13 protein-coding genes are annotated in these 12,441 nt (G+C 62.5%); 7 read left to right on the top strand and 6 right to left on the bottom strand.

The annotated features are described in order from the left end of the window. The first annotated feature begins 10 nt into the window (after positions 1 to 10). Positions 11 to 874 (top strand): efflux RND transporter periplasmic adaptor subunit, encoded by an 864-nt coding sequence (locus H0I86_RS23770; RefSeq protein ID WP_016703861.1) that lies wholly within the window; start codon positions 11 to 13, stop codon positions 872 to 874. Between the two features lie 189 nt (positions 875 to 1,063). Here the strand turns inward: H0I86_RS23770 and H0I86_RS23765 are convergent, their stop codons facing one another. Together H0I86_RS23765 and H0I86_RS23760 are read right to left on the bottom strand one after the other, a co-directional pair. Beyond that, on the bottom strand, positions 1,064 to 1,534 hold the full coding sequence (locus H0I86_RS23765; protein WP_009050394.1) for a MaoC family dehydratase: 471 nt from the start codon (positions 1,532 to 1,534) through the stop codon (positions 1,064 to 1,066). A 52-nt stretch (positions 1,535 to 1,586) separates the two neighbouring features. After that, positions 1,587 to 2,531 carry an alpha/beta hydrolase gene (locus tag H0I86_RS23760; protein WP_180922401.1) on the bottom strand — a complete coding sequence of 315 codons (945 nt, stop codon included), beginning with the start codon at positions 2,529 to 2,531 and terminating at the stop codon, positions 1,587 to 1,589. Between the two features lie 212 nt (positions 2,532 to 2,743). On the opposite strand from H0I86_RS23760, the gene fadD2 reads away from it, so the two are divergent. Then, positions 2,744 to 4,432 (top strand): long-chain-fatty-acid--CoA ligase FadD2, encoded by a 1,689-nt coding sequence (gene fadD2 / locus H0I86_RS23755; RefSeq protein ID WP_180922400.1) that lies wholly within the window; start codon positions 2,744 to 2,746, stop codon positions 4,430 to 4,432. 389 nt (positions 4,433 to 4,821) lie between these two features. Then, a complete protein-coding gene (fadD1, locus tag H0I86_RS23750) occupies positions 4,822 to 6,510 on the top strand; it encodes a long-chain-fatty-acid--CoA ligase FadD1 (RefSeq protein ID WP_180922399.1) in 1,689 nt (562 codons plus the stop codon). 161 nt (positions 6,511 to 6,671) lie between these two features. On the opposite strand, the gene H0I86_RS23745 is transcribed toward fadD1, so the two are convergent. Further along, positions 6,672 to 7,049, bottom strand: coding sequence for a hypothetical protein (locus H0I86_RS23745; RefSeq protein WP_023966765.1), 378 nt, complete (start codon positions 7,047 to 7,049; stop codon positions 6,672 to 6,674). Between the two features lie 211 nt (positions 7,050 to 7,260). Here H0I86_RS23745 and H0I86_RS23740 point away from each other — a divergent pair, with 211 nt between their 5' ends. From H0I86_RS23740 to def, 3 genes are all read left to right on the top strand, one after another. Further along, complete coding sequence (locus tag H0I86_RS23740) at positions 7,261 to 7,452, top strand: CsbD family protein (RefSeq protein WP_124321947.1); 192 nt, start codon at positions 7,261 to 7,263, stop codon at positions 7,450 to 7,452. A gap of 173 nt (positions 7,453 to 7,625) precedes the next feature. Then, positions 7,626 to 8,573, top strand: a complete 948-nt coding sequence (locus tag H0I86_RS23735; protein WP_180922398.1) for a YihY/virulence factor BrkB family protein — start codon at positions 7,626 to 7,628, stop codon at positions 8,571 to 8,573. Positions 8,574 to 8,575: 2 nt separating this feature from the next. Beyond that, the gene (def, locus tag H0I86_RS23730) at positions 8,576 to 9,115 is read left to right on the top strand and encodes a peptide deformylase (RefSeq protein ID WP_009050388.1); all 540 of its coding nucleotides are present in this window, start codon (positions 8,576 to 8,578) and stop codon (positions 9,113 to 9,115) included. A 126-nt stretch (positions 9,116 to 9,241) separates the two neighbouring features. On the opposite strand, the gene H0I86_RS23725 is transcribed toward def, so the two are convergent. Beyond that, complete coding sequence (locus H0I86_RS23725; RefSeq protein WP_180922397.1) at positions 9,242 to 9,709, bottom strand: GNAT family N-acetyltransferase; 468 nt, start codon at positions 9,707 to 9,709, stop codon at positions 9,242 to 9,244. Between the two features lie 424 nt (positions 9,710 to 10,133). After that, complete coding sequence (gene gstA, locus H0I86_RS23720; protein WP_180922396.1) at positions 10,134 to 10,733, bottom strand: glutathione transferase GstA; 600 nt, start codon at positions 10,731 to 10,733, stop codon at positions 10,134 to 10,136. Positions 10,734 to 10,830: 97 nt separating this feature from the next. Between gstA and H0I86_RS23715 the strand changes: the two genes are divergently transcribed. Then, entirely contained in the window at positions 10,831 to 11,703 is an 873-nt protein-coding gene (locus H0I86_RS23715; protein ID WP_180922395.1) for a LysR family transcriptional regulator, read from the top strand. Between the two features lie 67 nt (positions 11,704 to 11,770). Here H0I86_RS23715 and H0I86_RS23710 read toward each other — a convergent pair whose 3' ends face one another. Continuing rightward, complete coding sequence (locus H0I86_RS23710; RefSeq protein ID WP_180922394.1) at positions 11,771 to 12,280, bottom strand: hypothetical protein; 510 nt, start codon at positions 12,278 to 12,280, stop codon at positions 11,771 to 11,773. Between the last annotated feature and the right edge of the window lie 161 nt (positions 12,281 to 12,441).

Genomic DNA, 12,441 nt, shown 5'->3' with positions numbered 1-12,441 from the left:
GGAGTTGTTCATGCGTGCTTCCGTACGTATCGCTTTTACCCTGTGCCTGGTGGCGGCGGCGCTGTTTGCTGGCTTTCACCTGTGGCAGTACTACATGCTCACGCCCTGGACCCGGGACGCGCGGATTCGCGCCGACGTGGTGATAGTCGCCCCCGACGTCTCGGGCTGGGTGCGTGAGCTCAAGGCCCATGACAACCAGGCGGTGAAGGCCGGCGACTTGTTGCTGAGTATCGACCGCGATCGCTTCGAGGCGGCGCTGGAGAAGGCCCAGGCGGTGGTGCAGACCCGCCAGCAGCAACTCAACCTGAAGGAGCGCGAAGCCAGCCGCCGAGCCAGCCTCGGCCCGCAGGCCATCAGTGCCGAGCTGCGGGAGAACGCGCAGATCAATGCCGGTGTGGCCCGTGGCGAGCTGCGCCAGGCCCAGGCCGACGCCAAGGTCGCCGAACTCAACCTGGCGCGCAGCCAGGTCCGCGCGCCGCGTAGCGGGCACATCACCAACCTGCGCCTGGCCGAAGGCAACTATGTGAATGCCGGGCAATCGGTGATGGCGCTGATCGACGATTCGACCTTCTACGTGCAGGCCTATTTCGAGGAAACCAAATTGCCGCGGATCAAGGTCGGCGACCCGGTCAAGGTGTGGCTGATGAGCGCTGGGGAAGCCTTGCAGGGGCATGTGGAAAGCATCAGCCGCGGCATCACCGACCGCAACGCAACGCCGGACGGGCAACTGCTGGCCGAGGTGGAGCCGACGTTCAACTGGGTGCGCCTGGCGCAGCGGATTCCAGTGCGCATCAGGCTCGACAAGGTGCCCGAAGGCGTCAACCTGAGCGCCGGGATGACGGCGAGCGTGCAGGTGGAGGAGGGGAGTCGCTAATCCCGCCTGTAGCCGCTGCCGAGCCTGCGAGACAGCGATCGGTTGAGCGGCACTCGGACGCAGCAACCGCTAGCCCCGAGTCCCGGATCTGCCCGGGTAAACGCATTGGCTGATTTTACGATCGCTGCGTCGGAGTACCGCCCAAACGATCCGCAGGCTACGCCAGCGGCTACAGGTTAGGGGGGCGGCTTAGCCGATATTGATAGCCGGCAAGGTCGGCAGGGTGACGGTCTGTTGTTTGCGCGGGGCGAGGATTTCGGCTTCGCCGTCCACCACCAGCTCATCGCGCTGGTTGAACACGCGGGTGGCGATACGCACGCGGAACTTCGGCAGTTTTTCGAGGATTTCCAGACGCACGGTCAGGGTGTCGCCGATCTTCACCGGCTTCTGGAAGCTCATCTTCTGGCCGATATAGATGGTACCCGGCCCAGGCAGCTCGCAGGCCACCGCGGCGCTGATCAGCGCACCGCTGAACATGCCGTGGGCGATACGCTCCTTGAACATGCTGGCGGCGGCGAATTCGGCGTCCAGGTGCACCGGGTTGTGGTCGCCGGACATGGCGGCGAACAGCTGGATGTCACGCTCTTCCACGTGCTTGCTGTAGCTGGCGGTCTGGCCGACTTCGAGGGCTTCGTACGGGGTGTTGGTAACCTGGGTCATCTCTCTCAAGTCCTGTGCTGAGCGTTGATTGGCGTATTGATTGGAAACAGGGTCATTCAGTCTTCGGCGGTCGGCGATGTTGCAGGGCCTGGTCGAGCCAGGCCAGTACATCGGCCGTCACTTCGTCGCGGTTGCTTTCATTGAACAATTCGTGCCGCGCCTGCGGGTAGATATTGAGCTGCAGGCACTGGCTGCCGGCCTCGCGCAGAGCACCGGCCAGATCCTTCAGACGTATGCCATTGCTCACCGGATCACATTCTCCGCCCAGTATCAGCAATGGCAGGCCCGGATCGATCTGGGCCAGGTTGGAGGCCTTGCTGATTTGCTGCAGGCCGCCCAGCAGGTCGATCCACAGTTGGTTGCTGCAGCGAAAGCCGCAGAGCGGGTCCTGGGCGTATTTGTCGACTTCGTCGGGGTCGCGGCTGAGCCAGTCGAAGGGCGTGCGGTTGGGCTTGAAGGCTTTGTTGAACGAGCCGAAGGACAGCCATTCGATCAGTGCGCTGCGGCCCAGGGCGCCCTGGCGCCAGCGTTCGAAGCGGGCGATCTGGCGGGCGGCGCGGTACAGCGCCACCGGCTGGAAGTTCGAGCCGCTGAGGATCGCACCGTCCAGGCTGGCGCTGTGGTGCAGCAGGTAGGCCTGGGCAATGTAGCTACCCATGCTGTGGCCCAGCAGCACGATCGGGGTTCCCGGGTGCTGCTGGCCGATGTGCTGGTTGAGGCTGGCCAGGTCGCCGACCACCTTGCACCAGCCGTCGTCGTCGGCGAAGTGCCCGAGTACCCCGTGCTCGGCGGTCTTGCCGTGGCCGCGCAGGTCCAGCGCATAGACGCCGTAGCCTTCATTGCACAGCGCCTCTGCCAGCCTGGCATAGCGCCCGCTGTGCTCGGCCATGCCGTGGGCCAGCAGGATCACGGCCTTGAGCGGGGCCGCCGGGAGCCACTGGTTGACGTAGAGCTGGCTGTGGTCGCTCGCGGTCAGCCAGAAAGAGTGGTGGATCATGGCGATTCCTTTGCACGGGGTCGTTGCATTGTATAGCTCATCGTCGCGGCCCCGTCCGATCTGCTCGCGCCATGGCGGCAAGATTCACGTTGTCAATGACGCCGTCGCCCGTATTTGCCCTATTCGCCATAGCTGCTAACGTCCGCAGAGCCCCGCCTTTCGTAGCGTCAGAGAAGCGGCCCGGACAGCTCAGGTTAAAGAGGACAAGAACAATGCAGCCTGATTTCTGGAATGACAAACGCCCGGCCGGAGTGCCCGTCGATATCGACCTGGGTGCCTATAAGTCGGTGATCGAGGTGTTTGAGCGTTCCTGCAAGAAATTCGCCGACCGCCCGGCCTTCAGCAACATGGGCGTGACCCTGACCTACGCCGAGCTGGAGCGCTACAGCGCGGCCTTTGCCGGTTATCTGCAGAGCAGCACCGACCTGGTGCCGGGCGATCGTATCGCGGTGCAGATGCCCAACGTCCTGCATTACCCGATCGCGGTGTTCGGCGCCTTGCGCGCCGGGTTGATCGTGGTCAACACCAACCCGCTGTACACCACCCGGGAAATGCGCCACCAGTTCAAGGATTCCGGGGCGCGGGCCCTGGTGTACATGAACCTGTTCGGGCAGAAGGTCGAGGAAGTGCTGCCCGATACCGACATCCAGTTCCTGATCGAGGCGAAGATGGGCGACCTGATGCCGTCCGCCAAGGGCTGGCTGGTCAATACCCTGGTCGACAAGGTCAAGAAGATGGTGCCGGCCTATCGCTTGCCCCAGGCCGTTTCCTTCAAGAGTGCGCTGCGCCTGGGCCGTGGCCAGCCGATCAAGCCTTTGAACGCGCGCCTGGACGACGTCGCCGTGCTGCAATACACCGGCGGCACCACGGGGCTGGCCAAGGGCGCGATGCTGACCCACGGCAACCTGGTGGCCAACATGCAGCAGGCCCGTGCCTGCCTCGGGCAACTGGGGCCGGACGGTCATCCGCTGCTGCGCGAAGGCCAGGAGGTGATGATCGCGCCGCTGCCGCTGTACCACATCTATGCCTTCACCGCGAACTGCATGTGCATGATGGTCACCGGCAACCACAACGTGCTGATCACCAACCCGCGGGACATCGGCGGTTTCATCAAGGAGTTGAAGAAGTGGCGCTTCTCGGCGCTGCTGGGGCTGAACACGCTGTTCATGGCGCTGATGGATCATCCCGAGTTCAAGACCCTCGACTTCTCCAATCTCAAGCTCACCAACTCCGGGGGCACGGCGCTGGTCAAGGCCACCGCCGAGCGCTGGGCGCAGTTGACCGGTTGCCGCATCACCGAAGGCTACGGCCTGACCGAAACCTCGCCCGTGGCCTGCACCAACCCTTACGGCGATCAGTCGCGCCTGGGCACGGTGGGACTGCCGGTGCCGGGCACGACCCTCAAGGTCATCGATGACCAGGGCGTCGAGCAGCCGCTGGGCGAGCGCGGCGAGCTGTGCATCAAGGGACCACAGATCATGAAGGGCTACTGGCAGAAGCCGGAGGCCACCGAGGAGGTGCTGGATGCCGAGGGCTGGTTCAAGTCCGGCGATATCGCGGTGATCGATCCGGATGGCTTCGTGCGCATCGTCGATCGCAAGAAGGACATGATCATCGTCTCGGGTTTCAACGTGTACCCCAACGAAATCGAGGACGTGGTGATGGCCCATCCGAAAGTCGCCAACTGCGCGGTGATCGGCGTGCCGGACGAGCGTTCGGGGGAGGCGGTGAAGCTGTTCGTGGTGGCCCGCGAGTCGGGGGTCAGCCTCGAAGAGCTGAAGGCTTACTGCAAGGAAAACTTCACCGGTTACAAGGTACCGAAACACATCGTGTTGCGTGAGTCGTTGCCGATGACGCCAGTAGGCAAGATCTTGCGTCGGGAGTTGCGCGACATCGCCTGATGTTTCACCGGATGTAACTGTCCCGCGCCAGGGCGCGACTATCGCGAGCAAGCCTCGCTTTTACCGGAACCCAGGGTTTCTGTAGGAGCGAGGCTTGCTCGCGATGCTTTTGAAGGGCGCAAAAGCCCGTTCCAGAGCCTTGCATGGGTGTGTAGAATTTTTACTCTAAAAATGACCATTAAATGTTCTTGAGTCACAGAAGTGACTGTTTAGGCCGATTTTGGCTCTAGGCGGCCTTTGGCAAAGCTGCTACTCTCGGCGCGCTTTGTGACTTCTCGGCCTATGTAGACAGCCAGACTCACCAACAATAGACATCAATAAAAAACACACACAAATAATAATCGCATCAAATGCGCTGACGAATTCGCGTTGCTGAGGAGTGGGCTTCCATGATCGAAGACTTTTGGAAGGATAAGTACCCAGCTGGGATTGCTGCCGATATCAATCCAGACGAGTATCCGAATATTCAGGCGGTGTTGAAGCAGTCCTGCCAACGTTTTGCCAACAAACCGGCCTTTAGCAACCTCGGCAAGACACTCACCTACGGTGAGCTGTACGAACTGTCCGGTGCTTTTGCCGCATACCTGCAACAGCATACCGATTTGCAACCCGGCGATCGAATCGCCGTGCAACTGCCCAACGTCCTGCAGTACCCGGTCGCAGTATTCGGTGCCATCCGCGCCGGCCTGATCGTGGTCAACACCAACCCGCTGTACACCGCGCGGGAAATGGAACACCAGTTCAACGACTCCGGCGCCAAGGCCCTGGTGTGCCTGGCCAACATGGCGCACCTGGCCGAAGCCGTAGTGCCTAAAACCAGCGTCAAGCATGTGATCGTCACCGAAGTGGCGGACCTGCTGCCACCGCTCAAGCGCCTGCTGATCAACAGCGTCATCAAGTACGTGAAGAAGATGGTGCCGGCCTATCACCTGCCCAAGGCCGTCAAGTTCAACGACGTGCTGAGCCAGGGCCACGGCCAGCCGGTCAAGGACGCCAACCCGGCCAGCAGTGATGTGGCCGTGCTGCAATACACCGGCGGCACCACCGGCGTGGCCAAGGGCGCGATGCTGACCCACCGCAACCTGGTGGCGAACATGTTGCAGTGCCGGGCGCTGATGGCCTCCAACCTCAATGAGGGTTGCGAGATCCTGATCACCCCGCTGCCGCTGTACCACATCTATGCCTTCACCTTTCATTGCATGGCGATGATGCTGAGCGGCAACCACAACATCCTGATCAGCAACCCGCGCGACCTGCCGGCGATGGTCAAGGAGCTGTCGAAGTGGAAGTTCAGCGGCTTCGTCGGCCTCAACACCCTGTTCGTCGCCCTGTGCAACAACGAAGCTTTCCGCAAGCTGGATTTCTCGGCGCTGAAAGTCACCCTGTCCGGCGGCATGGCGCTGCAACTGGCGGCGGCCGAGCGGTGGAAGGACGTGACCGGCTGCCCGATCTGCGAAGGTTACGGCATGACCGAGACCAGCCCGGTGGCCACCGTCAACCCGGGCCAGAATATCCAGATGGGCACCATCGGCATCCCGGTGCCGTCGACCCTGTGCCGGATCGTCGATGATGCCGGTGTCGAACTGCCGCTGGGCGAAATCGGCGAGCTGTGCGTCAAGGGCCCGCAGGTGATGAAGGGTTACTGGCAGCGCCAGGACGCCACCGATGAAGTGATGAGCGACGGCTGGCTGAAGACCGGCGATATCGCGCTGATCCAGCCGGATGGCTATATCCGCATTGTCGATCGCAAGAAAGACATGATCCTGGTCTCCGGCTTCAACGTGTATCCGAACGAGCTGGAGGACGTGCTGGCGACATTGCCGGGCGTGTTGCAGTGCGCGGCGATCGGCGTGCCGGACGAGAAGTCGGGCGAGTCGATCAAGATCTTCATCGTCGCCAAGCCGGGCGTGACCCTGACCAAGGAGCAGGTGATGGAGCACATGCGCGCCAACGTCACCGGCTACAAGGTGCCCAAGGCCGTCGAGTTCCGTGATGCGCTGCCGACCACCAACGTCGGCAAGATCCTGCGTCGCGAACTGCGCGACGAAGAGCTGAAGAAGCTGGGCGTGAAGAAGTAAAACGCCAGGCAAACAAAAAGCCCCGCATCCGCGGGGCTTTTTGTTGGGTGTTTGTGTAGCCGCTGCCGAAGGCTGCGATCGACCTCGCAGAGGGCGCTGTACTTGCCGGCGCAGGAGGTCCTGCGGACCTTGCGCAGCCTGCGGCGGCGGCTACAGGTGGATCACTGCTGGAACTGCGCGAAGTTCACGCCGGTGCCGGCGGGGCGTACGTCCTTGAGGAAGGAGTCCTTGTCGGCGCTCAGCTCCAGGCTCAGGGCCGCCTTGCGCTTGCCGGCGTTGCGGACCACCAGGCCTTCGAGCTTTTCCCGCAGGAACACAGTCGGCACCTTCAGGTGCAGCAACTGGTCGGTGCTCGGGGTGTACAGCAGCAGGTGGACCCATTCGTACTGCCCGATGGCCAGGCGGCTGACCGGCAGATCGAACCACCAGATATTCCGGCTGCGGCTCAATTCCGCAAAGTGGCAGTTGTTGACGCCCAGCACCGCACCGCCCAGTTCCTGGTTCCGGCGGGCGATGGCCAGCTTTTTATCGAGTTTCATAACATTCCTACGGGATTGGATCTTCAGCGCAGCGTCTGAATACGTTGCGCATTCTCGTGGGTTGGTCGCCAAACATAAAGCGCAACCTGCGTGCGGCGGGCAAATAAGGCGATGAAATGCCCCGCTGAAAATAATTGAAACTCCGCGCGACGGCCTCGGGTCAACCCATGGCAAGACCTCCAAACCCTCGATTGTTCTACGGAGAAATACCATGGGCAGCACAGCGGACAAGGCAAAAGGCCTGGCCAACGAGGCCGTTGGCAATATCAAGCAAGGTGTCGGCAAAGCGACTGATAACGATCGGTTGGAAACCGAAGGCAAGATTCAGGAAAAGAAAGGTGAAGCGCAGCAAGCCCTCGGCAAGGCCAAGGATGCGGTGAAAAAGACCATCGACAAGGCCTGATCCGCCGGCTCGCACTGCACCACGACGGCCATCCGCGGATGGCCGTTTTTACATCGGCCATGGCACCAAAATGAGACGAAACGGTTCAAAATCGCCAAACTAGGCTAGTTTGTTGTACAAAACGGCCCCTGAGTCGCCACCTACCCTGAATGCTTGCGGCGAAAGGAGACGCTATGTTCTTGCCGAATTTGAAAGGCCTGCCCTTGCATCGTGTGCTGGTGCGCACGATCACTGAGTTCATCGACGATGAAATGTCGACCTACGCCTCGGCACTGGCCTATCAGATGCTGTTTTCGTTATTCCCCTTCATTCTGTTCCTGATCGCCTTGATCGGTTTCCTGCACTTGCCGGACTTCTTCTCCTGGTTGCGCCTGCAATCGGAACTGGTGTTGCCACCCCAGGCGCTGGAGCAGGTCAACCCGGTGATCGACCAGTTGCAGCAGTCCAAGGGCGGCCTGCTGTCGGTGGGTATCGTGATTGCCCTGTATACCGCCTCGGCCGGCGTGCGGCTGATGATGAGCGCGATGAACGCCGCTTATGACGTGGTCGAGAAGCGCCCGTTGTGGAAACGTTTTCCGCTGTCGATTTTCTACACCATCGGCATCGCCGGCATGCTCCTGGTGGCCGCGGCCTTGATGGTGCTGGGGCCGCAGGTGATGGGCTGGATCGCCGCGCAGGTCGGCCTGGAAGACTTCATCGTCACCGTCTGGACCATCCTGCGCTGGCCGGTGATCGTGATCCTGATGATGGTCGCCGTGGCGCTGATCTACTACGTGATGCCCGACGTGAAGCAGGAGTTCCGCTTCATCACCCCGGGCTCGGTGCTGGCGGTGGTGGTATGGATCATCGCCTCGTTGGGCTTCGCGTTCTACGTGAAGACCTTTGCCAACTACAACGCCATGTATGGCAGTATCGGGGCGATCATCGTCCTGCTGCTGTACTTCTATATTTCTTCGGCGGTGCTGTTGCTGGGGGCCGAGATGAATGCGGCGATCGAGCACATGTCGTCCGACGGCAAGAACCCTGGAGAAAGGGTTCCCGGCGAGCACGACGAACCCAAACAACACGTATCGGGACTGGGCCGGGACCACTCGCTCAAGCCGACCACTGACGAAGTCTGATCATGATCCGTGAAATCCTCAAAATGGGCGACGAGCGCCTGCTGCGCATCGCGCCACCGGTGCCGCCCGAGATGTTCGACAGCCCCGAGCTGTGGCAACTGATCGACGACATGTTCCAGACCATGGAAAGCGTCGGCGGGGTCGGCCTGGCCGCGCCGCAGATCGGCGTCGACCTGCAACTGGTGATCTTCGGTTTCGAGCACAGCGAGCGTTACCCGCAAGCCGAGGCCGTGCCGCAGACCATCCTGATCAACCCGCTGATCACACCCTTGAGCCCGGTGCTGGAAGAGGGCTGGGAAGGCTGCCTGTCGGTGCCGGGGTTGCGTGGCGCGGTCGAGCGCTATCAGCACATTCGCTACGAAGGCGTCGACCCCAAGGGCGAGCCGATCGTGCGGATCGCCTCGGGTTTCCATGCGCGGGTGGTGCAGCACGAATGCGACCACCTGATCGGCCGCCTGTACCCGTCGCGGATCAGCGACTTCAGCAAGTTCGGTTTTACCGAGGTGATGTTCCCCGACCTCGATCCCCACGCCGACGATTGAAGGATGAGGATCGCAGCCTGCCCGCAGGCTGCGATCCGCGCGGTTATTTCGCCGGCTTGACGAAGCGCAGCATCACCCACTCCAACTCACCGATCGCCAGGTACTTCTGCCGCCAGCTTCACCCCATCAGCGGTGCTCAGGTAGCGGCTGTGCTTGATACCTTCCAGGGGCGGCATCCTTCGCGCAGGGATCCATGCCCATGGCGATCAGGCTCTTGCTCCTGCGATAACGCTCCAGGCGATCCGCCAGGGCCTGGGGCAGGGCGGGGGCCGTGGCAAAGCCCATGCGTTCGTACAGGGCTTGCAGCTCCGGATGACAGAACAGCCACAGCGGCCCAGGCAACTGCGCGCGTGCCCGTTCGACCAGCGTCGCGGCAATGCCCTGGCCGCGATGGGCCGGGTCGACGAACAGCCCGGTCAGCCAGTGGCCCTGGGTTATGGGCGTAAGGCTCAGCCCGGCAATGATCGCTCCCCGTTTCGCCACCCAGGATTGCCCTTCGCTGGCGGCTCGCATCGGCGAATTGTGGGCGCGATAGAACTTGTTCAGCAGTGGTCGCAGGGTGTCGGCAAGCAGCAGGTATTCGGTGTCGGGCATGGGATTTCGCAGGTGGGCCGGGGCGGTGGATTATAAAAGTACGGAGCGCTCGGGATAGGTGTATACCTGATGAACGATCCCCTGCGAATGGAGTGTGCATCATGTCCAAAGGTATGAATGCCAAGAAGACGGCGAAGAAAAAACCCAGCCGGACCGCCGATGAAAAGCGTGCGGACAAGAAAGCCAAGAAGACCGAGCACAATATTTTCGGTCATTGATCCTCTGCGAAGCCCGCCCCGCGGGCTTCCTTGTTTTTGCTTCTAAGTAAATAACTCATCGATCTGCAAGTTTTCCCCTTCTCGTTGCACAGAGCAGCAAGACGCCGAAGGTTCGCTCCCCGGCCAGCCCCTGTCCTGAGTCGATCCTATCGGGATTGCTGCGAACGGGATAAGGCAGAGTTGCTACGGCATCTCTGCTTCGATCCTTACGCCGCTTCGGCCGCCAGCGCCGCTTGCACCGCTTCGCGCTGGGCGACGCGGGCCTGGAAGCGTGCCAGCGCCGGCCACTGTTCCAGGTCGATGGCAAAGCCGGCGGTCCAGCGCAGCACGGTGAACAGGTAGGCGTCGGCGACGCCGAAGGATTCACCCAGCAGGTAGCTCTGCTGCAGCGTGCGGTCCAGCAGCGCCAGGCGCTTGAACAGTTTTTGCCGGATCAGCGCCTGGGTCGCTTCGGGAAACTCAGGGTTGAACAGCCAGCCGAGGCCGCCATGGATCTCGCTGGAGACGAAGTTGAGCATCTCCTGCAGCCGTACCCGTTGCCAGCTGCCGTGGGCCGGCGCCAGGCCCGCTTGCGGCTTGAGGTCGGCCAGGTACTGCAGGATCGCCGGCCCTTCGGTCAGCACCTGGCCGTCGTCCCGTTCCAGCGCCGCCACATACCCCTTGGGATTGATCGCCAGGAAGTCGGCGCCGTCGGCCGTGGTCTTGTTGCGGTTGTCGACCCGCACCAGGTTGAACGGCAGGGCCAGTTCGCGCAGCACGATATGCGGGGCCAGCGAGCAGGCGTTGGGCGAGAAATACAGGTTCATCGAGGGCTCTCCTGAAAGGGGGAGATCAGTGTCGTAGTCCGCACTGTTTTCAGTAAAATTAATCTTTCAGAAAACTCCCATAAGGACAGCTACTGCCATGATGAACCTGATGCACTGGCGCATGCTGGTGGCCGTGGCGGATACCGGCAACATCACCCGCGCCGCCGAGCGGGTCGGCATGACCCAGTCCGGCGCCAGCCAGGCCCTGGCGCTGCTCGAAGCCAACCTGGGCGTGCAGCTGTTCACCCGGGAGAACCGCCAGACCCTGCCCACCGCCGTCGGCGAACAGGTGGTGGAACAGGCGCGGCTGATGCTCGCGGCGTTGCAGAACATCCGCGATACCGCGGATGCCTGTCGGGACATCCAGCGCGGCACCATTCGCCTGGCGAGTTTCCCCATGGTGCTGGCGACTTTCCTGCCGCCGCTGCTGCGGCGCTTCAAGCAGTTGTATCCGGGCATCCAGGTGGTGGCGCTGGAGGTCAGCGACGACGAGGTCGAGGCCTTGCTCGAAGCGCGATTGATCGATGTCGGGGTGCTGCTCAATCCTGCGCCTGAGCGCAGCGTTGGCCTGCTGGGGCGCGATGCCTGGGTGGCGGTGCTGCCGGTGGGGCATGCCCTGGCGCGTCGCGCTCAGGAGCAGGGCGTGACCTTGCAGGAACTGGTGGGCCAGCCCTTCGTGCTGGCCACCGGCGGCTGTTCGGTGAATGCCCGCAGCCTGGCGGCGGATGCCGGCCTGGAGCTGGCGGATGTGCGGGTCGAGGTGCGGGAGTGGAGCAGCGCCTTTACCCTGGTTCGCGAGCAGGTGGGGGTGACCCTGGTGCCGCAGATGACCTTGCCGGAGCAACGCCACGGGCTGTGCGTACTGCCGTTGGACGTGCCGATCCAGCGCACCTTTGCCCTGGTGCTGGCCGAGGGCAGCGAGCCGTCGCCGGCGCTGCGGGCCTTGCTCGACATGCTGGCCCAGGACTGAGCGCAGCCGCTCAAGCCGACCCTCAAAAAAGGGTTCCCGTGGGGAACCCTGTTTCGACTGGCCGCTTTTAAAGCGCCGCGAGGAATTTGTCGGTGACTTGCTTATCGACGCCGCTGGTGTCCTTCTCGACTTGCGCCAGCTTCAGCTTGTCCTGGACCCGCTGGGCAATTTCCTGAGCCACCGCCTGCTGTTTCTCCGGTGGCATGTTTTTCAGGTCTTCCTCGGTAATGCCCATCTCTTCGAGGATGCGCTCGCGCATGCGCTGCTCGGGGGACTTGCTCATGTAGTCCTTGAACTCGTCCATGGCCGAGCTCTGGGTCGCACTGTTGGCCTGCGCGGTGCTGGCGGTCGGCGGCGTGGCCTGGAGCAGCACGCGGGTCTTGGCGAAGGCCGCCGCGACATTGTCGCTGACCGTGTTGCTGGCCTGCTGCACGGCCTGGGATACCTGGAAGCTTGCCGCGTTCTGCACGTTCTGCATCAAGCCGCTGTACAGCGCGCTGGCGGCCGCGGTGCTCGGGTCCATGTCAGACCGCTGGGTGGGCTGGATCGCCGAGGTTTTCTGGGCACTGACCAACATGATTGGGTACCTGTATGTAAGGGCTATCGCAGGCTGCGCAGCAATTTGCATGCCGCCGTGCTGGAGCGCTCTGCAGGGCCCCGGGACGGGGCTCTTCATCGGGGCTCTGCGCCGGTTGTCCGGCAAGGCTGGCGGCACGCGGCGGACAAGCCTTGCCGCTT

The sequence above is a fragment of the Pseudomonas chlororaphis subsp. aurantiaca genome (assembly GCF_013466605.1).
GTDB lineage: Bacteria > Pseudomonadota > Gammaproteobacteria > Pseudomonadales > Pseudomonadaceae > Aquipseudomonas > Aquipseudomonas chlororaphis_I.
Note: the sequence above shows the minus strand (reverse complement) of the source record. Positions and strands in the feature narration are given on the sequence as shown.

Bases quoted from the DNA above. Each gene is read 5' to 3' on its own strand.
- H0I86_RS23725 (WP_180922397.1), bottom strand. From the start codon at position 9,709: ATGCCCGACACCGAATACCTGCTGCTTGCCGACACCCTGCGACCACTG.
- H0I86_RS23740 (WP_124321947.1), top strand. From the start codon at position 7,261: ATGGGCAGCACAGCGGACAAGGCAAAAGGCCTGGCCAACGAGGCCGTT.
- H0I86_RS23765 (WP_009050394.1), bottom strand. From the start codon at position 1,534: ATGACCCAGGTTACCAACACCCCGTACGAAGCCCTCGAAGTCGGCCAG.
- H0I86_RS23770 (WP_016703861.1), top strand. From the start codon at position 11: ATGCGTGCTTCCGTACGTATCGCTTTTACCCTGTGCCTGGTGGCGGCG.
- H0I86_RS23715 (WP_180922395.1), top strand. From the start codon at position 10,831: ATGATGAACCTGATGCACTGGCGCATGCTGGTGGCCGTGGCGGATACC.
- fadD1 (WP_180922399.1), top strand. From the start codon at position 4,822: ATGATCGAAGACTTTTGGAAGGATAAGTACCCAGCTGGGATTGCTGCC.
- H0I86_RS23735 (WP_180922398.1), top strand. From the start codon at position 7,626: ATGTTCTTGCCGAATTTGAAAGGCCTGCCCTTGCATCGTGTGCTGGTG.
- H0I86_RS23710 (WP_180922394.1), bottom strand. From the start codon at position 12,280: ATGTTGGTCAGTGCCCAGAAAACCTCGGCGATCCAGCCCACCCAGCGG.
- H0I86_RS23745 (WP_023966765.1), bottom strand. From the start codon at position 7,049: ATGAAACTCGATAAAAAGCTGGCCATCGCCCGCCGGAACCAGGAACTG.
- def (WP_009050388.1), top strand. From the start codon at position 8,576: ATGATCCGTGAAATCCTCAAAATGGGCGACGAGCGCCTGCTGCGCATC.
- gstA (WP_180922396.1), bottom strand. From the start codon at position 10,733: ATGAACCTGTATTTCTCGCCCAACGCCTGCTCGCTGGCCCCGCATATC.
- H0I86_RS23760 (WP_180922401.1), bottom strand. From the start codon at position 2,531: ATGATCCACCACTCTTTCTGGCTGACCGCGAGCGACCACAGCCAGCTC.
- fadD2 (WP_180922400.1), top strand. From the start codon at position 2,744: ATGCAGCCTGATTTCTGGAATGACAAACGCCCGGCCGGAGTGCCCGTC.